The organism is Marinomonas sp. MED121, assembly GCF_000153025.1.
Classification (GTDB): Bacteria; Pseudomonadota; Gammaproteobacteria; order Pseudomonadales; family Marinomonadaceae; genus Marinomonas.
In genome coordinates, this window is the sequence record NZ_CH672429.1 from 3,822 (window position 1) to 25,027 (window position 21,206).

The 21,206-nt window shown below is 41.4% G+C and carries 20 protein-coding genes; 5 read left to right on the forward strand and 15 right to left on the reverse strand.

Annotated features, from left to right (window positions below; all coding sequences use genetic code 11):
• Positions 1-496 (forward strand): Maf family nucleotide pyrophosphatase (locus MED121_RS00125; RefSeq protein WP_009831531.1); only part of this gene is annotated, 496 nt, incomplete at its 5' end.
• A gap of 93 nt (positions 497-589) precedes the next feature.
• On the opposite strand, the gene MED121_RS00130 is transcribed toward MED121_RS00125, so the two are convergent.
• On the reverse strand, positions 590-1,669 hold the full coding sequence (locus MED121_RS00130) for a S49 family peptidase (RefSeq protein ID WP_009831532.1): 1,080 nt from the start codon (positions 1,667-1,669) through the stop codon (positions 590-592).
• Positions 1,670-1,948: 279 nt separating this feature from the next.
• On the opposite strand from MED121_RS00130, the gene MED121_RS00135 reads away from it, so the two are divergent.
• Complete coding sequence (locus MED121_RS00135; RefSeq protein WP_009831533.1) at positions 1,949-2,368, forward strand: MaoC family dehydratase; 420 nt, start codon at positions 1,949-1,951, stop codon at positions 2,366-2,368.
• A gap of 74 nt (positions 2,369-2,442) precedes the next feature.
• On the opposite strand, the gene MED121_RS00140 is transcribed toward MED121_RS00135, so the two are convergent.
• The gene (locus tag MED121_RS00140; RefSeq protein ID WP_009831534.1) at positions 2,443-3,411 is read right to left on the reverse strand and encodes an RluA family pseudouridine synthase; all 969 of its coding nucleotides are present in this window, start codon (positions 3,409-3,411) and stop codon (positions 2,443-2,445) included.
• Positions 3,412-3,915: 504 nt separating this feature from the next.
• Here MED121_RS00140 and rne point away from each other — a divergent pair.
• Positions 3,916-7,005, forward strand: a complete 3,090-nt coding sequence (gene rne, locus MED121_RS00145; protein ID WP_009831535.1) for a ribonuclease E — start codon at positions 3,916-3,918, stop codon at positions 7,003-7,005.
• A 193-nt stretch (positions 7,006-7,198) separates the two neighbouring features.
• The gene (locus MED121_RS00150) at positions 7,199-8,848 is read left to right on the forward strand and encodes a SulP family inorganic anion transporter (RefSeq protein WP_009831536.1); all 1,650 of its coding nucleotides are present in this window, start codon (positions 7,199-7,201) and stop codon (positions 8,846-8,848) included.
• Positions 8,849-8,915: 67 nt separating this feature from the next.
• Here the strand turns inward: MED121_RS00150 and MED121_RS00155 are convergent, their stop codons facing one another.
• From MED121_RS00155 to MED121_RS00190, 8 genes are read right to left on the reverse strand one after another with little or no spacing between them, the layout of a single operon-like run.
• Positions 8,916-9,788: an aspartate/glutamate racemase family protein gene (locus tag MED121_RS00155; RefSeq protein ID WP_009831537.1), complete on the reverse strand. Its 873-nt coding sequence runs from the start codon at positions 9,786-9,788 to the stop codon at positions 8,916-8,918.
• Between the two features lies 1 nt (position 9,789).
• Positions 9,790-10,830: a UDP-N-acetylmuramate dehydrogenase gene (gene murB / locus MED121_RS00160; RefSeq protein WP_009831538.1), complete on the reverse strand. Its 1,041-nt coding sequence runs from the start codon at positions 10,828-10,830 to the stop codon at positions 9,790-9,792.
• 15 nt (positions 10,831-10,845) lie between these two features.
• Positions 10,846-11,334, reverse strand: coding sequence for a low molecular weight protein-tyrosine-phosphatase (locus MED121_RS00165; RefSeq protein WP_009831539.1), 489 nt, complete (start codon positions 11,332-11,334; stop codon positions 10,846-10,848).
• Positions 11,318-11,512: a Trm112 family protein gene (locus MED121_RS00170; protein ID WP_009831540.1), complete on the reverse strand. Its 195-nt coding sequence runs from the start codon at positions 11,510-11,512 to the stop codon at positions 11,318-11,320. Before MED121_RS00170 ends, MED121_RS00165 begins: the two co-directional genes overlap by 17 nt.
• 4 nt (positions 11,513-11,516) lie before the next feature.
• Positions 11,517-12,614: a tetraacyldisaccharide 4'-kinase gene (gene lpxK / locus MED121_RS00175; RefSeq protein ID WP_036178383.1), complete on the reverse strand. Its 1,098-nt coding sequence runs from the start codon at positions 12,612-12,614 to the stop codon at positions 11,517-11,519.
• Positions 12,611-13,033, reverse strand: a complete 423-nt coding sequence (locus MED121_RS00180; protein WP_009831542.1) for a biopolymer transporter ExbD — start codon at positions 13,031-13,033, stop codon at positions 12,611-12,613. The genes lpxK and MED121_RS00180 overlap by 4 nt, the downstream gene beginning before the upstream one ends.
• On the reverse strand, positions 13,030-13,662 hold the full coding sequence (locus MED121_RS00185) for a MotA/TolQ/ExbB proton channel family protein (protein ID WP_009831543.1): 633 nt from the start codon (positions 13,660-13,662) through the stop codon (positions 13,030-13,032). Before MED121_RS00185 ends, MED121_RS00180 begins: the two co-directional genes overlap by 4 nt.
• A gap of 11 nt (positions 13,663-13,673) precedes the next feature.
• Entirely contained in the window at positions 13,674-15,665 is a 1,992-nt protein-coding gene (locus MED121_RS00190; RefSeq protein WP_165474601.1) for a ComEC/Rec2 family competence protein, read from the reverse strand.
• A gap of 42 nt (positions 15,666-15,707) precedes the next feature.
• On the opposite strand from MED121_RS00190, the gene MED121_RS00195 reads away from it, so the two are divergent.
• A complete protein-coding gene (locus tag MED121_RS00195) occupies positions 15,708-16,229 on the forward strand; it encodes a DUF2062 domain-containing protein (protein ID WP_009831545.1) in 522 nt (173 codons plus the stop codon).
• A 48-nt stretch (positions 16,230-16,277) separates the two neighbouring features.
• Here the strand turns inward: MED121_RS00195 and MED121_RS00200 are convergent, their stop codons facing one another.
• The 5 genes from MED121_RS00200 to dapA form a co-directional block, all read right to left on the reverse strand.
• Entirely contained in the window at positions 16,278-16,970 is a 693-nt protein-coding gene (locus tag MED121_RS00200; protein ID WP_009831546.1) for an ATP-binding cassette domain-containing protein, read from the reverse strand.
• The gene (locus MED121_RS00205) at positions 16,963-18,207 is read right to left on the reverse strand and encodes a lipoprotein-releasing ABC transporter permease subunit (protein WP_009831547.1); all 1,245 of its coding nucleotides are present in this window, start codon (positions 18,205-18,207) and stop codon (positions 16,963-16,965) included. The genes MED121_RS00200 and MED121_RS00205 overlap by 8 nt, the downstream gene beginning before the upstream one ends.
• 131 nt (positions 18,208-18,338) lie before the next feature.
• Positions 18,339-19,055, reverse strand: a complete 717-nt coding sequence (gene purC / locus MED121_RS00210) for a phosphoribosylaminoimidazolesuccinocarboxamide synthase (protein WP_009831548.1) — start codon at positions 19,053-19,055, stop codon at positions 18,339-18,341.
• A gap of 33 nt (positions 19,056-19,088) precedes the next feature.
• Complete coding sequence (locus MED121_RS00215) at positions 19,089-20,177, reverse strand: hypothetical protein (protein WP_009831549.1); 1,089 nt, start codon at positions 20,175-20,177, stop codon at positions 19,089-19,091.
• Positions 20,177-21,055 carry a 4-hydroxy-tetrahydrodipicolinate synthase gene (gene dapA, locus MED121_RS00220; protein ID WP_009831550.1) on the reverse strand — a complete coding sequence of 293 codons (879 nt, stop codon included), beginning with the start codon at positions 21,053-21,055 and terminating at the stop codon, positions 20,177-20,179. Before dapA ends, MED121_RS00215 begins: the two co-directional genes overlap by 1 nt.
• Positions 21,056-21,206 lie beyond the last annotated feature (151 nt).

The following is a 21,206-nucleotide window of genomic DNA, read 5'->3' on the forward strand; positions in this document are numbered from 1 at the left end:
AACATCCCAGCCTAATGAAAGCCCAATTCAACTTGTAGCACGTCTTGCAAAAGAGAAAGCCCAAGCAATCATTAATCAAAATACAGATACTCACAACAGTATCATCATCACTTCAGATCAAGTCGCTTGCTTAAGCGATCAGATACTCGGCAAACCTTTAACACATGATAAGGCAGTGCATCAGCTGAGTTTATTTAGCGGTCAAAAAGTGGAGTTTATTACCAGCCTACATTTGACCGATACCTCTAATGGGCACACATTTTCTTCGATCAGTCATTATTGTGTTTATTTTAGAACACTGAGTGAGGCTGAAATTATTCGTTACATCGAACTTGAGCAACCACTTAATTGTGCAGGTAGCTTTAAATGCGAAGGTTTAGGCGTCGCCTTGTTTGAAAAAATGGAAGGTGATGACCCGAACGGGTTAATTGGCTTACCTTTAATTTCTCTGTGTAAAGGACTAAGAGAGTTAGGCGTGAATCCACTTAGCGTATAAAAAGGCAGCAACAAGGCAGAATTTGTATCAAAAAACACTCTGACAGATAAAAACACTCGGGGCAACAACATAACCCCCGAGCGTTTTTCTTTATTAACGAAGACGCATTGATTCCAATAAGGTATTTGTTACGCTCACCCCAAAAGATTTTACCACCTCTTCCCAAGGTTGCTTATCTTCTCTGAAATACAGCACATCAAGCCCTTTGTACTCACCATTCACTAATTGATAAAAGCTAGAAAGCCCATCAACCAAACCTAACTCAACCGCCTGAGAACCGGAGAAAACCGCACCAGAGAACAAATCAGGCGAATCGGTTAAACGCTCACCTCGTCCTTCTTTTACAGCAGAGATAAATTGTTTATGGGTCTCATCCAATACCGCTTGCCACTTTTTAACAGAAGCAGGTGCCATTGGCATAAAAGGATCTAAGAAGGCTTTATTTTCACCTGCCGTAAAGACACGGCGTTCAACCCCAATTTTTTTAAGCAATTCAGTCGCTTCAAAACCCGCCGAGATAACACCGATAGAACCGACTAAGCTTGCCTTATCAACTAAGATAGTATCGGCAGCAGATGCAATATAATATCCCCCCGATGCTGCTAGATCTTCAACCACGACATAGGTTGGCACATCTGGATATTGCTGACGCTTTAACTTAATCGCGTCATAAATAATACCAGAATGAACAGGACTCCCACCTGGACTATTCATTTTTAGCACCAACGCCTGAATACCTGGCTTTGCATAGGCATCATCAATCAGCGGCAAAACCACATTTGCATCGATTGGTTGTCCCGCCCCAATTTGACCTTCCATCGGAATGACAGCGACATAGTTTGAACTGGTATCCATTTCTGCAATATCAGCATCACTCATCACCAGCGCAATCACACTTATAATGAGGGCAAAACTGAGCCCTCTAAAGAAAATCTTCCAACGCCTTGCCCGTCGTTTTTCTATTAGGTTTTCTTTTAATGTGGACTCTAACAACCCCCAAAGCTTTTGACTTTGCTCAGATTCCTCACTTGATACAGGTGAATTTAATCTTTGCTGTTTCTGCTCATCCTGCATTTCACCATTATCTACAGATGTGATAGCGCTTTGAGCCTGACTTTCAGACTCAACACCCTGAGATTGCGCTTTTTTATCTTCATCTTCTGTCCAAGCCATGACCTAATGCTACCTTGTTCTAATTTACCGCAATTTAAAATATCCAATTCATTACTGAATATGCGGTTTAAACTAAAAATATCAAGTTCAAATTGGATACACTCTATTTTAAGCACCTAAGTGCCACAATCAAAATCCAGATCACCGTTTTCTAAGTTTTTACCAATGGCGAAACAATTAACCGGCTTAAAATATCCACTTACCTCCTTATTTCAGCTAGAATTTCAGGCAAACATACTACCCTCCCTTTATTAGGGGCATTGTCACCATGGAGCTAATATGACAAAAGGTTATACTTTAGAAGAGATCACTCTGGGCCAAAGTGTTGAAGTGACTAAAATTGTTTCAGCAGAAGATGTTCAAGCATTTGCAGATTTAACCGGTGATCATAACCCTGTCCACCTAGACGAAGCTTTTGCTGCCACCACTCAATTCGAAAAACCTATCGCACACGGTATGCTAGGTGCTGGCCTGATTTCTGCGGCTATCGCATCTAATCTGCCTGGGCCAGGCAGCATTTATTTAGAGCAATCACTTAAGTTTCGCGCCCCCGTTTTTGTCGGCGCAGAAGTGGTAACACGCATCACAGTGCTGGAGAAAGATGAACGCCGCCGCCGTGTCACCCTTAAAACAGAATGCTTATGTGATGACAAAGTTGTCATTAAAGGCGAAGCCAGCATTATGATTCCAAAGTCATAAAGCGACTTACCAACAATAAAGCCGCCACATGTGATGTGTGGCGGCTTTATTAATGCTCATTTAATAAGACAAGATCAATAAATACCCGTCAAATTTTGATTCATCGCATTACGCCACTCATCATCAATCGGCACCTCAACTAAAATTCGCTGATCATTAAGCATAATATCTAACTTAGCTGCATGCAGACATAAACGTTTAAACCCTAACCCTTTAGCTTCTTTATTTTGCTCTGATGGAGAATACTTATCATCGCCTACGATTGGGTAACCTGCATGCAAGGTGTGCACTCTTATTTGGTGGGTCCGACCTGTCACAGGTTCACACTCAACCAAACTATAACCTTCAAACTGTCGCAAAAGTTTAAAACGAGTCAAACTCTCTTTACCTTCCGTATGCACTTTCACAATACGCTCACCGGATTTAAGTTCATTCTTCAATAAAGGAGCATTCACTTGTTGCTTACGCTTAGGCCAAGACCCATAGACTAATGCTTGATATGTTTTTTGTACGCCCTCTTTTTCTCTTAAGGCAGCATGTAACTGTTTAAGTACAGAGCGTTTTTTTGAAATCATAATTAAACCTGAAGTATCACGATCTAATCGGTGAACAAGTTCAATGCTTTTTTCTTTGCTTCTTAGCTGACGAACAACTTCAACTAAACCAAAATTTAAACCACTGCCACCATGCACAGCTAAACCAGAAGGTTTGTTCACCACCATCAAACCTGCATCTTCATAAACAATTCGAGATTCAATTAATTGCATCAGCTTATGAGGTACAGGTGAGGCTTCTTTTGGTGGCTCAACAACAATCGGCGCAATGCGAACAATGTCGCCACTATAGATGCGAGTATCTGGCTTTACGCGCTTTTTATTAACACGTATTTCACCTTTTCTTAACAGGTTGTAGATGCGCCCTTTTGGCACACCTTTTAATTGCGCCATCAAATAATTATCAATGCGTTGATCGTGATTATTCTCATCGATTGTGTTTATTTTAACCTTAGGGCGGTCATTTTCATTACTCTTCGTATTCGACATAACTGAAGAATGGTTTCCTTTATAATTGAAGCACTTAGTTTTTACTGATATATTCACATGCGCAGAGGGTAAGAGGCAAACAAAACGCCTCGAAGTTAAAAAAGAACCCCAAAAGAGCCCCAACTGAAGCGAAACTTCAGTTTATATCTTACCTCTGTAAAAGATAAGCTTAAATAATTTAACCACTTGAATTGGAAATTTCCTTTTTTAAGTGTAGAAACTGTCTATTTTTTACACTTATCAACAGGTCTTGTGCTCAATATGCACAATGAACATTGATAAGTATTGATTTTGTTAGTAATGACGGCAATGAATGCACAGAATCGCTCCAGATGAGCCCGTGAATATGTATGCGGTAAATGGACGTAACAAGCACACTCTAAGCGCCTAATTGAGCAACGAAGAAGATCAACAAAATATGGGTTTTAAAACAACCACGACATAGTACTGCACTTAGAATTGGCTTTCTAACTCAGCAATGCAGAGTTTTAATAAATGATAAGAATGCTAATTAACGCAACTCAACAAGAAGAGTTGCGCGTGGCCTTAGTTGATGGCCAACGTCTGTACGATCTTGATATTGAATCCGGTTCTCGCGAACAAACTAAAGCAAACATCTACAAAGGCCGTATCACTCGTATCGAGCCGAGCTTAGAAGCTGCTTTTGTTGATTACGGTGCTGACCGTCACGGTTTCTTACCACTCAAAGAAATCTCAAAAACATACTTCTCTAAAAAACCGAATCATGGTGATGGTCGCATAAACATCAAAGATGTTTTATCAGAAGGCCAAGAAGTTGTCGTTCAGGTAGACAAAGAAGAACGTGGCAACAAAGGCGCAGCATTAACAACCTTTGTTAGTTTAGCAGGCCGCTACCTTGTTCTTATGCCTAACAACCCTCGTGCTGGCGGCATTTCTCGTCGCATTGACGGTGACGACAGAACCCAATTAAAAGAAGCAATGTCTGGCCTTAACATGCCTGACAATGGCGGCTTAATTGTTCGTACTGCAGGTGTTGGCAGAAGCACAGAAGAGCTACAATGGGATTTGGATTACCTCAATACTCTTTGGAACTCAATCACAGGCGCGGCTTCTGAAAAGCCAGCCCCTTTCCTAATCTACCAAGAAAGTAACATCGTCATTCGCGCCATTCGCGATTACTTACGTGAAGACATTGGTGAAGTGCTGATTGATGAGAAGTCTGTTTATCAAGACGCTATGAACTTTGTAATGCAGGTAATGCCGCATTTCAAATCTCGCATCAAACAATATACAGATCAAACACCACTTTTTAATCGCTTCCAGATTGAAAGCCAAATTGAAACAGCCTTTCAGCGTGAAGTTCGCCTACCTTCAGGTGGCTCAATCGTTATCGATCCGACTGAAGCCCTTGTTTCTATAGACATTAACTCGGCTCGCGCAACAAAAGGTGGCGACATTGAAGAAACAGCACTTCAAACCAACCTTGAAGCAGCCGATGAAATAGCGCGCCAACTGCGTTTACGTGATATCGGTGGTTTAGTAGTCATTGACTTTATTGACATGACCCCGGTTCGCAACCAAAAAGAAGTTGAAAATCGCATGAAAGATGCCCTAGAGGCAGACCGCGCTCGCGTTCAGCTTGGTCGTATTTCACGCTTTGGCCTTCTTGAAATGTCTCGCCAACGCTTACGTCCTTCTCTTGGCGAAACCAGTGGCATTGTGTGCCCTCGCTGTACAGGCCAAGGCTTCATCCGTGACGTTGAATCACTTGCATTATCTGTCCTTCGCTTAATCGAAGAAGAGTGCGCGAAAGAAAGAACCGCTCAAATTCGTGCTGTCCTACCTGTTTCAGTTGCCACCTTCTTATTAAACGAGAAGCGCACAAACATTGCTAAAATTGAAAAGCGTAATCATGTTCACATTATCCTAGTGCCAAATCCACACATGGAAACACCGCACTTTGAAGTAGAACGTATTCGTGACGATAGCTCTTCAGTTGTACAAAACGAAAACAGTTACACCTTGGTTGAAACACCTGAGCAACCTCCTTACGAGCCACGCCAGACAGACCAAGAAACACGCCAAAAGGCAGCGGTAACAAGCATCGCTCCAGCAGCACCTGCTCCTGCACCTTCTGACATTAAACCTGTTAGCAAAAAAGCACAGCCTGTTGGTTTCTTCAAACGTATTCTAAATGCCATTTTTGGTGTTGAAGAAAACAAAGAAGAGAAGCAAACCGAGAACAAACCTAGCACTAAGAAGACTAATCCTCGTAACAACAGAAACACGAAAAATCGCAACACCCGTGGCAACAACCGTAATGTGAAACAAGTTCATACGGAAGAAGTTGAAAGCAAGGACTCTCGCTCTACACGTAAGTCACGTCGCGAGCAAGCAGAGGCTAAAACCAATAACCGTAAGCCTAGCCGCAACCAACAACAGGAAAACAAGAACAACAACGATGAGACGCAAAGCAAGCAACAGCGCCCTCAACGTAAAGAAAAAGTTATTCCTGAAGTGAAAGAACGCAAACGCGAACGCAACCAAAACAAACGTCGCAATGGCAAACTAAAAGATGAAGCAAACAAAGCGAACGAAGAAGCATTAGCCGCAAAAGCACAACAACAGGCCTCTGAAGAAGCCGCTGCAGCTGAAAAAGCCAATAAACCAACGCAAGAAAATGGCGAAGCCGTTCGTGAAAAACGCAACCCTAGCCGTCGTACCCGTCGTGGCGGCCAGAACCGCAATCGTGACCAAGCCAAAGAAGAAGTGCAAACAACAGAAGCGACCGCCACTGCCGTAACAGAAGTTAAAGCAGAGCCTAGAGTGGAAGCTAAAGTTGAAACAGAAGCTAAAGTTGAAACGGTAGCAACACCAGAAACTGCTCCTGAAGTGACAGCTGAAGCAAAAACCGAAGCTTTACCAGATACTGCTCCTGAAGCTAAAGTTGAAGAAGCTGTTTCTGAAGTTAAAGTTGAAGCAACACCTGAAACTAAAGTTGAAGAAGCCGCTCCTGAAGTTAAAGTTGAAGAAGCCGCTCCTGAAGCTAAAGTTGAAGTTGAAGTTGAAGCAACACCTGAAGCTAAAGTTGAAGAAGCCGCTCCTGAAGTTAAAGTGGAAGAAGCTCCTGAAGCTAAAGTGGAAGAAGCTCCTGAAGCTAAAGTTGAAGCAGCACCTAAAGCTAAAGTTGAAGCAGCACCTAAAGCTAAAGTTGAAGCCGCTCCTGAAGCTAAAGTTGAAGAAGCCGCTCCTGAAGCTAAAGCTAAAGCTGAAGAAGCTGAAGCAGTCACAGAAAAAGCGACTCCTGAAGCTGTAGCAGTTACTGAAGCTGAAGTCGCTGAATCGACAGACACAACATCTGCTAAGAAACGTGCTCCAAGACGCGCTCGCGGTAAGCCAACAATTAAAGCCGAAGCACCAAAAGCGGCGGTTGAATTACCTCAAGCTGTGATCGACCAGCAAGAAAAACAGAAAGCTGAAAGAGCTAAGCGCAATGCAGAAGCCAAACCACGCCGCTCACGCAGCGAATCTCGTGTAAAAAATGACCCACGAGCAGCTAAGCAAGAATCAGCACCTAGCACAACCGCTGAGACAGCTAACCTTTCAGAATAGTTTATTCTTAAGGTTAAAAGAGCCCGCTTTTTGCGGGCTCTTTTGCATTCAAAAAAGAAAAGCGTTAACGTGAACTAAATTAAAAAAACTCCACAATTAGGCCCTTTTATTTAATATAAGCGACACTATATATTAGCTATTACATTGTTTTATAATAAAAATTTATACGTTTTAACCTGTTACTGGATTATCTATGTTTTTTGGTGATTCTCGATTTAAAGATTTTCATTTCGTTGGCGACCTTTTTGGTGGATTAACGACGGCCATTGTCTCCTTACCACTCGCCCTTGCTTTTGGTGTCGCATCCGGTGCAGGGGCAGAAACAGGCCTTTGGGGCGCAATTTTAGTGGGCTTTTTTGCTTCGATATTTGGCGGCTCCACATCCCTTATTTCTGAGCCTACTGGCCCTATGACAGTCGTTATGACCGCTGTCCTTACGACTATGATGGCCTCCCACCCAGAACAAGGGCTTGCTATGGCATTTACTGTCGTCATGCTAGCTGGCCTTTTTCAGATCACATTGGGCAAATTAAAATTAGGGAAATACATTACTCTAATGCCTTATAGTGTCATTTCAGGCTTTATGTCTGGTATCGGCATTATATTAATCATATTACAAATAGCCCCCTTTTTAGGGCAAACAAGCCCAGCGGGCGGTGTTCCTGGCACACTTTCAGCACTGCCAGACCTTGTTATGAACATGGATTTTGGTGAATTATTTCTAGGGTTAATGACACTGGCGGTTTTATATTACATGCCCAAAGCATGGAAACAGTACATTCCCCCTCAATTACTTGCCCTTGTCAGTATCACCCTACTTTCTATTATTATTTTTGATCAAGACAGCATTCGACGTATTGGCGAGATCCCATCTGGCCTACCCAGCCTACACTGGCCAACCTTCACCTTTGATATGATGGGCAATATGTTCATCAATGCCTTAGTACTTGGCACACTAGGCTGTATCGACACCCTTTTAACCGCAGTGATAGCAGATAGCTTGACGCGTAAAGAACATGACTCTAATAAAGAACTAGTAGGACAAGGCATCGCCAACCTTATCTCAGGATTTTTAGGTGGGCTGCCCGGTGCAGGCGCAACCATGGGCACTGTTGTTAACGTGCAATCAGGGGCAAGATCACCCGTATCAGGCATGGTAAGGGCATTTATTCTTTTTCTTGTTGTTATGTGGGCTGCCAATCTTACTGCACCTATTCCCATGGCAGTCTTAGCTGGTATCGCACTGTATGTGGGCATTAACATTCTAGATTGGAGTTTTTTACAAAGAGCGCACAAAGTTGCATGGTCACCCACCATAATAATGTATGGGGTAATGTTGCTAACCGTATTCGTCGATTTAATGGTCGCCGTTGGTATCGGCATATTTATCGCCAACATCTTAACAATAGAAAAGCTCAGTCGCTTACAATCCGGCAATATCAAAGCCATTAGTGATGCTGATGATGACACCCCTCTAACCGAAGATGAAACCGCATTGCTGGATCAAGCAGATGGCAAAATTTTATTCTTCTATTTATCCGGCCCAATGATTTTTGGGGTCAGCAAGACCATCGCAAAACATCACAATACGGTCAAAGAATATCAAGCCATGGTATTAGATTTAAGCGCAGTCCCCATGATCGACCTAACCGTCGGGCTTGCCCTTGAAAATGCCATTAAAGATGCGGTTGAATCTGATTGTCAGGTATATATCTTCTGTCCAAATGGCCAAGCAATTGATCGTTTAGAAAAACTAGGTGTACCCTCTTTGTTGCCAAAAGGGGCTTTTGTTGATTCACGTAAAGAAGCGCTTGAGAAAGCCCTCGAAAACATCAACAACTAAACCTTCATTTAGACAAACCCATTAAGGTAATCATCTTATCCGCAACCTAGCCAACAAGATGATTACCTCAATCAAGCGTCAGATGTGACTCACCTGCAAGACTTAGTCTTTGATATAAAGACTCTCCAAGCAATACAGCCAACCAAGTACACAAACGACTTTCCATTTGATTGTCACCACTGGAATAAAGACTAACAGACAAGGACTCATGTCCACCTAGATGCATGCTTGGCAAGCAGTCTATTACCCTTCTAGCAACTGCATCACTGGGCTCTAGAATTTGAACAGGATAGTCAAATAAACCTTCAAACATGGATTTAATTAATGGATAGTGTGTACAAGCCAAAACCAGTATACGTGAGTCCAGTTCAGCCATAATGGCTCTAATACGCTGCAACTCAAGATCCACACGACTTCCGCTACCAGGCAGTGCATCGATAGCATTTGCTAGCACTTCACTAGCGATACAATGATAGCGACTAGATTGAGAAACACGATTTAAAGAGGCATGATTAATTAGCGCCTGAAGGCGGTTGCTTTGGCAAGTTATAGGGGTTGCCAAAACACATACGACCCCTTGATAATCCAATAGACTTGCTGGCTTGATTGCAGGCTCGATCCCTACGATGAGAATATTTTTTTCAATTACCTTAGGGCAAGATCTAACAAGATGAATCACTTCAAGGGTGGCAGTATTGCAGGCAATCACTAGGCTAGTGACCCCTTTATCAATTAAGAAGTCACATATAGACAGGACTCTTTGCTGTATTTTATCAATCGACAAGCTTCCATAGGGAGCAAAAGCATCATCAGCAAAATAGTAGTAATCATAGGCTTTATTAGATTTTATCAGCGCAGCTAAAACAGTTAATCCACCCGCACCCGAATCTAAAATGCCTATTTTAGGTCGAACACCACTATCCACTTTAATTTCTGACATACTAAAAGCTTGGTAAACAGCCCAATTGCACTGGTTCTCGCTCTAGAATCACACCAAATTTTAGTTTGATATCAGATTTTAAATCACGCTCAAGGCGCAGTAAGCACTCGGCTTGATCTGCACCATGATTGACTAAACATAAAGCCTGCTTTTCATAGACACCAACCCCATCCCGACTAAAACCCTTCCAGCCCGCTTTATCAATTAACCAAGCTGCCGCTAATTTCCAGTTTGAGTCATCTATTGAAAATGCCACTACATCAGGATGCTCATCTAAAATTTTCTGGTAAAGATTATTGCTGACGATAGGATTCTTAAAAAAGCTACCCGCATTTCCTATAACTTTAGGGTCTGGCAATTTCGCAGCACGCACTGCACACACCTCGTCAAACACCTGCTGCAAACTTGGGTCATTAGGCAAACCTTTAGCCAAGCCACCATAAGATAACTTCAACTCATGCTGACGAGACAAGGCTAAACAAACCGCTGTAATAAAATAGCGCTCAGACCAAGCCCCTTTAAAATGACTATCGCGATAGGCAAAACCACAATCTTTTGCCTCAATCCAAGACAAGCTTGCATCTTGTCTATCCATTACCTGAACACTGACTAGAACATCTTTTACCTCAACACCATAAGCACCAATATTTTGTACAGGTGATGCCCCTACTGAGCCAGGTATTAAGGCTAAATTTTCAATACCAGCAAGGCCTTTTTCCACTGTAAAAGAGACCAATTGATGCCAATTTTCACCCGCAGACACCTTGAGTTGAACCTGATCACCAACCTCTTCAATTTCAATTCCCTGCAAGCGATTAATCAGAACCAAACCATCAATATCACCGGTTATCAAAAGGTTGCTACCCTCACCTAACATAGTGATTGAAATATTATTTGAATTCGCCCACTTAAGTGCTAACTCAAGGCTTTCAAGCCTATCAATAATGGCAAAATAACCAGCAGTTGCTTGAAAGCGAAAACTATTATGAGGTTTAAGAGGCACACTTTCTTGGATAAAATTAGGCTTTGATAAAGTCAACATTCTATTAATAAAACCTTATAAGCGTTGAGATTCAATATGATCGAGGAAGAATTCAGATAAACTTTTTAGATGCTCAAACATTTTATCAAAGCCTTCATCAGCACCATAATAGGGGTCTTTTACATCTTCATCTCCACCGGAGAATTGAGAGAAGAGCACAAGCTTTGACTGCAAGTTAGATGGACAGATTTTCATTAAATTATTTAAATTTGACTTATCCATAGCCAAAACCCAATCATACTCATCAAAATCCGTTAGCTGTACTTGCCTCGCTTGCTGCCCACTAATATCAATTTGATGCTTAGATAAAGCAGCAATTGAACGCGGATCAGGAGACTTACCAAGATGGTAAGCGGCCGTACCAGCCGAGTCTACTTGCATCATTAACGCTCGGCGCCTAGCATCAAACTCAAGAACACCTTGAGCAGCTGGGGAACGACAAATATTCCCCAAACAAACACATAAAACTTTAATTGATGTGTTTTTGCTATTTTTTGCTGTCATCAAGACGCTCTTCACTGGTCAAGGTTCGCGCTTCTGTTTCAAGCAATACAGGAATACCATCACGAATAGGATACGCCATACCACCCACTTTACTAATCAGTTCAGTACCTTCTTGATTCATGGTTAGAGGCGTTTTGGTAACAGGACAAACTAAGATATCTAATAATGCTTTTTTCATTTATTTATTTTCCTAAGGATTTTTTAACGGCTATTGCCCTTAATTTATTCAGTAGAGATTCAACACAAGACGGCGGAATACTCACCTCAACAGGCAAGTACCAAACATTCTCATTAACAAGATTAAGGTCTTTACATTTAACCGCATCTTTTTCCGTCATAATCACAGGAAAATGAGAGTGGATATCAGCCTCTGTAAATTGATGATGATCATTATACCAATGGGTAGAGTAACCTTGCGCTAATCCCGCATCGAGCAAGGTGTTCAAAAAACGCTCTGGATTACCGATTCCTGCAACAAGTTGACACGAAACAAAGCTTTTTAGCAAATCTAACGAGCCTTTTTCACCTGTTTTAACGTTAATAAGACCCGTTGCTTGTAGGGGTAAAGTAATCAGCTTATCTATCACTTTTGAACCATGACTAAAGTCTTTATACCCTTTAAACAATGCCTTTAACCCGTCTTTTTCCTTTAACAGAGCCTGCTCATCATTACTGGCAACCACACTGGCAACAAAATCGACTTCTAACAATCTGGACACAGGCTCTCTTAATGGGCCAACAGGCAATAAATATCCATTGCCTAGCCCCCTTTTTCCATCCAGCATTAAGAATTCAATATCCCTATCCATCCCATAATGCTGCATGCCATCATCGCTAATTATAAGGTCTACCTCTTGATCATTTACCAATACCTGAGCTGCAGCCAATCTATCCTGACAAATGACTACTGAGCATGAAGCCCTTTTAGCTAGCATAACGGGTTCATCACCGCATTCACTTGCAGAAGATGACGCAGTTACCTTAATAGGCACTTTCGCCGATACGCCATAACCGCGAGAGACTATCCCTGGATGATAACCTGCTGTTTTCAAGACCTTGACTAACGCAATCACCATGGGTGATTTACCCGTACCACCGACACTGATATTACCAACCACAATAACGGGTAAGGCTATTTGTGGTGTGCTACTTTGTTTAGCAAGGTGGTTTTCTCGTTTTTTATTGACAAGGTATGACACAAGAGGTTGAAGGGGCATGAAAACATGAGTCCATTTACTCTTACCGTACCAAGCACGATTAAAAAGGGACTCTAAACTCACTCTTGCGTTTCTCTTGCTGTGGTATGAGCAAGCTTAGCAAACCCAAGCTGAGCAGCCGCATCATAAATTCTCAACACCAATTCGTATGAAGCCTTAGCATCCGCAGTAATAATTAGAGGCCTTTCTGTATCCCCTTCAGAAACTTCAAGAATACCCTGCTTTAAAGTATCCGCCTTCTCGTTTATCAAGGTCCTACCATTGAGACTATATTGCCCATCAGCAGTAATGAGAATTTCAATTTTATTCTTCTCAGAGTCTGATATTTGGGTCGCTTGAGCACTAGGCAGCTCAATGGTTAACTCATCCGTTTGCTTGAAGGTTGTTGTTACCATAAAAAAGATAAGTAGCAGGAAAACAACGTCAATCAAGGGCGTTAAGTTAATATTAACCTCATCAATTTTTTGACGTCTGAATTTCAACGCTTGCCTCCTGCCGCTACTGCATCACGATCACCATGAATGACTTCAATCAATTTTGTCGATTGCTGTTCCATCGTCACCACGAGTTCATCTATTCGTCGGGCAAAAAATCGGTGAAATATCAATGCTGGGATGGCGACACCAAGGCCTGCTGCCGTTGTTAGTAGAGCCTCAGATATGCCACCTGCGAGCAACGCTGTGTCACCAACCCCCTGCTCCATTAATACTGCAAACACCTTAATCATGCCCACTACGGTACCAAGCAAACCTAGCAAAGGAGAAATAGCAGCAATAGTACCTAGGGTATTCATAAAACGCTCAAGTTCATGAATCACATGACTTGCAGCTTCTTGAATACTTTCTTTCATGATATTGCGACCGTATTTAGAGTTTAAAATACCCGCAGCAAAAATTGACCCCATCCCCATACTTAGCTGAAGTTTGCGAATATTTTCACGGTTAAGCTTATCTTCACGCAACATCATAAGAATATTATTCAACATTCCCTGAGGCGTAATTTTTGAACGTCTTAAAGTCCAAAATCGCTCGATAACAATGGCTAGAGTTAAAATAGAGCAAGCCAATAAAGGCCACATAAAAAAACCACCGGATTGAATAAAATCTAACACAAAGAACTCCCTTAAAACTTTGGCGAATAATTTAACACACTCTCCAGCTCGGCAACACGCAAACAGTTATTTTCTTGCTTTGAAATGAAAAAAATCAAACAGTTAGAATGTTTTATAACCCATTGATTTCGCCACCACTCAAAGGTCACCCTGCTTTCATCTGGCAACACCAGCCAAGACACTTGCATTGCGCTTAAAAGATCCATTGTACTCTGCTTTGGCGAATGCTTAAAAATCAACCAACGCGGTGATAATGAGACCAAAAGACTAGATGTCAGTCCCTTTGCTTTAAAAGGCCATAACAAAATTTTTACTTTGCTAGCATCCTTATTTGAAGCATCAAATAAAAAAGAATCAAGCCACATCAAAGATAACTCTGATACATTATTTATCCATAGAGATGAAAGCTGAGGCTCAACACCATTATCAAGCATTAAGCTCCCTGATTGATGTGCCACCGAAACCACACTTTTATCCTTTTTCACTAAAACATCGATTGGTCCAAATAGAATAATCAAAAGCACTAATATTGGAAAAAAGACCCAAGAGCGCACCCTATGCCGGTAAATCACCCAAAGCAAAAATACAAGATAGAGTAGCACTTTAAAATAAAGTAAGAGCCCTGATTTCAGCAGTAAAGAAGGGAATAAATAAACACTCGCTTCCAGCCAACCCAATGCAGCAACGAGCACATAGTCCAACCCGCTCATCAGATAAACAGTATGCAACAAAAGACTCTCCACACTTGCTAAAATAGCAACGGGAAACCACAAAAATGCAGTAAGCGGCAACACCAATAAATTAATTAAAACACTGCCGCTGGAGATTGAGGCCTGCCAACCAAGAATTAAAGTCGTAGCGCATAAGGTTAGAATGAACTGCAACTTCATTGTCTGCAGTAGATGAGACGTTTGATACTCAAAAAATACTAATAAAATAAGCACTAAAGTGAATGAGAGCCATAAACCAACAGAATCTAACGCACTCTCATCCAATAAGAGAATGCCATACAGGGCAATCAACAACACCTTGTAAGCGCTAATTTTAAGCCCTAACAAGTTAAAAACTTGCCACAACAAAAGCATCCACACTGCCCGTTGCACTGACTCTCCCCAGCCGGTAATGGCAGCATAAAAACAAGCCGTAGGCACGAGTAAGAGCAAGGTTAGCACCGCTTGATGCTGAATCCCCTTCACAATATAAGCAGGCGAAAAGCGCCACACCCATCTCGATAACCAAAACACGATAAAGTACATAAAACCAATATGCAGGCCAGAAACAACAAACAAATGCATTAACCCTAAACTTTTAATTAACCAAAGGTCCTTCTGGGAAAGTTGATCTTTATTTCCCAGCACCAAAGAGCGGGTATAGGGCCAAGTTTCAAAACCAGCAAACTGCTTATCTAGTGCATCTTGCACGTATAAACCCATAGGTTTTGTTGAAGATAATAAGGCGATTTTTTGAGCATTCGTCCAATTGAGTGCGTATAGATAAATTTGCCCCTTTAATCCATATCGATAAAGCTGGCGCTGCTGAGCATTGCCGTGTTTATTAGCTAATAAAGTCCTTTCCACCTTAACTTGAATTTTCTCAGTCACTGACTTTGCAGAGTAAAAGCCAAGATGCTGAGAATAATCCTTTTCATCAAAAACCCAAGTGATTGCAACTTGCCCTTGGCCCAACCAAAATAATTTCCTTAAAAAAGATTCTTTTTGCTTAAAATAGACAAGTTTAATGGTATGTTCGAACTCAGAATGAGTTTCAAACTTTGATATCTCTAACTGATATTCTGAACTAGACTCAACATCTAATTTTTCGACTTGATTAGCCCAGCTAAACATCAGGCTAATAAGCAATATTCCAAGAAAAATCAGATACCTGTACTTTTTAATCAGTAATAAATAGAGACAGAGGATTAAGATATGAGTAAAATACGCCAATCTTATTTCAATAGGACAATAAATCCCAAAGATAAGAAGCGTAAGTTGCAATAGCAGCATTAAGACCTCCATGTCCTTTTAGCTACTTTAGAAATATAATCTATGCCAAAGCGATATTTTAAACAATTTATACCTCACCCAGATAAGCTAAAAAAGAACCGTGCTTTAGCTTTATTAGGTAATAAAATTTATGATCCAGATCTCTGGCATTTACACAGAAAGTCTGTAGCGAAAGCCTTTTTAAATGGCCTATTTTGGGCTGCGCTCCCTATGCCATTACAAATGCTTGCCGCGGCTGTATTTGCAATTCCTTTAAAAGCAAACATTCCACTATCTATTGCACTTGTTTGGGTATCTAACCCCATCACAATGCCATTTTTATTTTATGTTAACTACCTGATCGGAACCTCAATTATTGGCTCAAGCCACGGTTCAGAGTTTCAGCTTTCAATAGAATGGATCTGGAGCCAGTTAGAGCACATTTGGCTACCACTCTATATTGGCTCATTTATCTCAGGCATTATCATGGGCGTCTCAGGCTATTTATCCATCTTGATCTTATGGCGACATAAAGTGAATAAACGCTGGAATGCAAGAAAGCTTAGAACAAAAAAGAAGCATTAACCTCATCGGTTAATGCTTCTTTTTAATGATGTGTTTTTAAAAGTAGAGTCAGTCAGTTAAAGCCAATCGCTCAAGCTTACCAAAATGCAAGCGGTAAGCTGAATCCATCCAATCCAACATACCTTCATCATGGGTCACGATTAAAAACGCCATATTTAATTCAACCTTAAGGGTTTGAATCAAGTTTTGAATTTCGTTACCGGTTTTCTCATCTAGATTCCCTGTTGGCTCATCCATCAAAACACAAGCAGGGTCATTAGCAAGCGCCCTGGCAATCGCAACACGCTGACGCTCGCCACCTGAAAGTTGTGACGGTCTATGCTTTAAACGCTCACTTAAACCCACCTTTGACAGCAAAGATTCCGCTTTTAGGGAAGCAGATTTACGTGACTTACCTGCTATCAACATGGGCATCATCACATTCTCTAACGCACTAAATTCAGGCAACAAATGATGAAACTGATAAACAAAACCGAGGTTTCTATTACGCATCACCGCTCTTTGCTTGTCCTTCATACTCGACCATGCAATGCCATCAAGTAAAACATCACCACTTGAAGCTAAATCCAAACCTGCCAATAAGTTTAATAAGGTAGTTTTACCTGAGCCTGACGCCCCCACAATGGCGGCAGTTTCTCCAGCATTAAGGGCAAGCTGAATCTGCTCAAAGACACTCACTTGATGTTTACCATCATCATAATGTTTGGATAAATTTTGACACTCTAGTACTAATTTATTCATATCTAAGAGCCTCAGCAGGTTGCACCTTTGATGCACGCCACGCAGGGTAAATTGTCGCTAGAACCGTCATAATAAACGCCGAAATCATGATAACCTTTACATCTTGCCAGTTAAGCTCAGAAGGCAAATAACTAATAAAATAGACATCTGCATTCAAAAATTGAACATTCATTACTTTTTCAAACCAGCTAATCACGGCACTAACATTAAGCGCACCAAGCACCCCCAACACCAATCCAATAATGGACCCTAAAGCGCCAATAAATATCCCTTGTACCACAAACACACACATGACCTGGTTCGAGGTCAAGCCCATGGTTCTTAAAATGGCAATATCTGTTTGCTTGTCTGTCACCACCATCACCAAGGTCGAGACAATATTAAAGGCAGCCACCGCAACAATGAGCAAAAGCAACAAGGCTATCATGGTTTTTTCCATTTGAATTGCCTGAAATAAATTACCATGGGTTTTAGTCCAATCACTTACTCTATTCTGCCCAGGCACTTTTCTAGCAATATCCCAAATCATGTTGGGCGCTTTAAATAAGTCATCAAATGATATCCTAACCGCTTCAACCTGGCCTTTAGGTAAGCGCTTCAACTTAGCGGCATCATTGATATGAATATAAGCCAGACTAGAATCAAGCTCCGCCCCGACTTTAAAGACGCCAACTAAGGTAAATCGCTTCAGCCGCGGCGTTATACCTGCTATCGAAACACTCGCTTCAGGTAGTATCGCTGTGACTTTATCGCCAACATTTACTCTCAAAATTTTAGCTAACTGCTCACCTAAAATAATACCGAATGACTGCTGATTTAAAGCCTCCAAAGAGCCTTTTACCATATGTTCATCGATAATAGAGACCTTTGCCTCAAGCTCAGGATCAATACCATTTAAAAGCGCACCCTGTACGCCTTTTTTAGACTGAAACATCACTTGTGCCTGAGTATGAGGTGCAACCCCTAAAACACCAGGCATAGTTGCAATAAGCTCTGCATCAGCCTGCCAATTCAGCAAGTTTGGACTCCCCCAAAGAGTTGCATGGGGAACCATACCTAATATGCGTTGGCGTAACTCGCGATCAAAACCATTCATTACAGAGAGAACTATGATTAAAACAGCCACACCTAATGCAAGACCTGCAATAGACGAGAAGCTGATAAAAGAAATAAAGTGATTATTTCTCTTTGCACGAGCATATCTAAGCCCTATACGAACTGGCAAAAAATTAAGCAAATGTCATCCTTAAAATCTAAACACTCTTTATTTTTTATATAAAACAAAACACTAAGCAAAGCCCAAAGATAAAAAAAGGGGTTGCCCCCTTTTTTATTTCATCAAACTAAATACTTAATTGCCCAAGTTTATTAGGCATCAAAATTAATTCCGATGCGACGACCCACTTCTTCATAGGCCTCAATAACACCACCTAAACCTTGACGAAACCTATCTTTATCAAGCTTTTCACGGGTAGCACTATCCCATAGACGACAGCCGTCAGGACTAAACTCATCACCTAGGACCACTTCTCCATTAAATAGACCAAATTCTAATTTATAATCAACCAATAACATACCGCCTTCAGCGAATAAGGCTTTCAATACATCATTCACTTTATAGGTTAGTGCTTTCGCTGTCGCTAAGTGTTCAGGCTTAGCCCAACCAAAGACTTCTACATGAGATTCGTTGATCATAGGATCACCAAGATCATCATTCTTCAAAAAGAGTTCAAAAGTAGGTGGGGTTAATTCAAGCCCTTCTTCAACACCAAGGCGACGACATAGACTACCGGCGGCAATGTTACGCACCACACATTCTACAGGCATCATATCAAGACATTTAACCAAGCACTCTGTATCACTTAACAAGCTCTCAAAGTGCGTAGGAATACCCGCTTCTTGCAACTTAGTCATAATAAAAGCATTGAACTTATTGTTCACCATACCTTTACGGTCTAGCTGCTCCATTTTTTTACCATCAAATGCCGACGTATCATCACGAAAGACAAGAACCATCTTATCAGGATCATCTGTTTTAAATACAGATTTTGCCTTACCTGCATATAGTTCTTCACGTTTTTGCATGGGAGAGTCTCCGCTTATTTCTGCTGTAGGGGGTTAATTTTGCAATGCAGACATGATTCGATAAGAAACAACATCAGGGAATTCAACTGCTGAAACATCAACTTCAACAAATACCCCTTCGTCCCTTTGAACCAATACCACAGGATACGCTCGCTTTTGCCACTCAACACTGTCAAGGTTACGATACTTAAGATTAAACAAAAGCATATCTTCCTCTCCTTCAGTGGATGATGGCAAAGTAATAGGCCTAATATCACCTACTTTAGTAACTTCCCCAGCTGTTACGAATGCCAATTCTAGCGGGGAGCGAGAAACAAGATGCAAATCACTTTGCTCAATTAGGTTCGCAACATCTAATTCGGTTGCATTATCACTCAATTTAACAAGATACTGACCGTCAGTTTTCAACCACATTTGATTGGCTTTAGGCAGATCACTTTCAACTTTATTATCGACCAGCTCCATTGACTCACTAGATAAAGTAGAAAGGAACTGTAGTGCATCAGAATAGCTTTCTTCGGACTCATCTGGACTCAACCATTCGCCATACTCAAACTCTTGATTTTTGTCCTGACTCACTAAGCGCGACTGCAAACCAATTTTACTGCCGATTGCTGTGCTTTCTAACTTAAATCGATAAGCAGGACGATCAGGATAAAGACGGGTGATGCTGTAATAAAATTTCAGTAAGGCTCCCTGGTCTTTATCTCCAATTGGCTCACTGACAATTTCATCATCTGTCATGCTGGCTATTGAATTTAGATCTCCAGACAAGGCTACAAGATAGCTTTTAATCAGGCCCTTGGCTGTTTTCGTGTCCAACGATGACTCTATCCACATAGTCTCATCTTGCCAGCTTACCTTCACATTCGCTAAAGGCATGAAGGAAATAGGTCCTTTTAGTCCTTCAACATTCATCTCACCGGTATAATCAGGAATCGAATCTTCATTTGGAATAACAAGTGTATCCCTTGATGCAACAGATCCTGCTGGTACAACAAGCTCAACATCGTTTGAACGGCTTAACTGATAATTATCTGATTTATCAAACATGGAGCAAGCCGTTAATGACAGGGCCAAGGCTGCTGAAATGACTGTTTTATTAAGCAGAAAATGTGGCATTAAGCGATCACCTCAGCTTGCTTCATAGCGTCAATCACTTGATTATGAAATGTATTAGCAAACAAGGTTAACGGTAGGCGAATTCCCTCTTCACAAAGCCCTAGTTGCGCACATGCCCATTTTACTGGAATCGGATTAGATTCTAAAAATAGATTTTTATGTAAGCCTAGCAAGCTTGCATCAACCGCTTTTGCCTCTGCAGCCTTTCCTTCAAGGGCTAACGCAGCTGCTTTTGAGGCTTTAGCCGGAGCCACATTTGCAGTCACAGAGATATTGCCTTTGGCTCCTAATAGAATCAGATCAATGGCAGTTGGATCATCTCCCGAATAAACAGCAAAGTCAGCGGGTGCGGCTTCAATTAAGGCCTTACCACGGGCAAGATCGCCTGTTGCATCTTTAATACCCACAATGTTTTTAATACTTGCAAGTCTTAAGCTTGTCTCATTAGACATATCACAGGCAGTACGACCAGGCACGTTATATAAAATCTGAGGGATATCTACAGCGTCAGCAATGGCTTTAAAGTGTTGATATAAACCTTCTTGAGTAGGCTTATTATAATAAGGTGTTACGAGCAAACAGGCATCTGCTCCAGCATCTTTTGCTCTTTTGGTAAGGTCAATGGCTTCATGGGTTGAATTTGCACCCGTTCCAGCAATCACAGGCACTCTACCTGCAACACACTCAACCACTTGACGAATAACATTCGCATGCTCTTCATAATCAAGTGTCGCAGACTCACCAGTTGTACCAACCGCTACAATGCCATGAGTACCCGCTTGCAAATGAAACTCTATAAGTTCTTGAAGTTTGACAGAATCTACATCGCCATTATTTGTCATGGGTGTAATTAGAGCAACTAAGCTGCCAGTAATCATTGCGCGTCTCCAGTAAAATTTTATGCGTGCATATAGTACAGTTGCACAAAGTTAAGAACAACAAGACTCTGTCACTAAGACACTTAAATCTTGCTTTTTTTATCGTATTAATAAGGTGTTACCGTATCAGACAAGCTGCTAGACTTATCTC

Coding starts and splice junctions, on each gene's coding strand:
- MED121_RS00170 (WP_009831540.1), bottom strand. CDS start 11,512: ATGAAAAAAGCATTATTAGATATCTTAGTTTGTCCTGTTACCAAAACG.
- MED121_RS00130 (WP_009831532.1), bottom strand. CDS start 1,669: ATGGCTTGGACAGAAGATGAAGATAAAAAAGCGCAATCTCAGGGTGTT.
- MED121_RS00195 (WP_009831545.1), top strand. CDS start 15,708: ATGCCAAAGCGATATTTTAAACAATTTATACCTCACCCAGATAAGCTA.
- rne (WP_009831535.1), top strand. CDS start 3,916: ATGCTAATTAACGCAACTCAACAAGAAGAGTTGCGCGTGGCCTTAGTT.
- MED121_RS00135 (WP_009831533.1), top strand. CDS start 1,949: ATGACAAAAGGTTATACTTTAGAAGAGATCACTCTGGGCCAAAGTGTT.
- MED121_RS00155 (WP_009831537.1), bottom strand. CDS start 9,788: ATGTCAGAAATTAAAGTGGATAGTGGTGTTCGACCTAAAATAGGCATT.
- dapA (WP_009831550.1), bottom strand. CDS start 21,055: ATGATTACTGGCAGCTTAGTTGCTCTAATTACACCCATGACAAATAAT.
- MED121_RS00150 (WP_009831536.1), top strand. CDS start 7,199: ATGTTTTTTGGTGATTCTCGATTTAAAGATTTTCATTTCGTTGGCGAC.
- MED121_RS00215 (WP_009831549.1), bottom strand. CDS start 20,177: ATGCCACATTTTCTGCTTAATAAAACAGTCATTTCAGCAGCCTTGGCC.
- MED121_RS00140 (WP_009831534.1), bottom strand. CDS start 3,411: ATGTCGAATACGAAGAGTAATGAAAATGACCGCCCTAAGGTTAAAATA.
- MED121_RS00190 (WP_165474601.1), bottom strand. CDS start 15,665: ATGCTGCTATTGCAACTTACGCTTCTTATCTTTGGGATTTATTGTCCT.
- MED121_RS00200 (WP_009831546.1), bottom strand. CDS start 16,970: ATGAATAAATTAGTACTAGAGTGTCAAAATTTATCCAAACATTATGAT.
- murB (WP_009831538.1), bottom strand. CDS start 10,830: ATGTTGACTTTATCAAAGCCTAATTTTATCCAAGAAAGTGTGCCTCTT.
- purC (WP_009831548.1), bottom strand. CDS start 19,055: ATGCAAAAACGTGAAGAACTATATGCAGGTAAGGCAAAATCTGTATTT.
- MED121_RS00165 (WP_009831539.1), bottom strand. CDS start 11,334: ATGACAGCAAAAAATAGCAAAAACACATCAATTAAAGTTTTATGTGTT.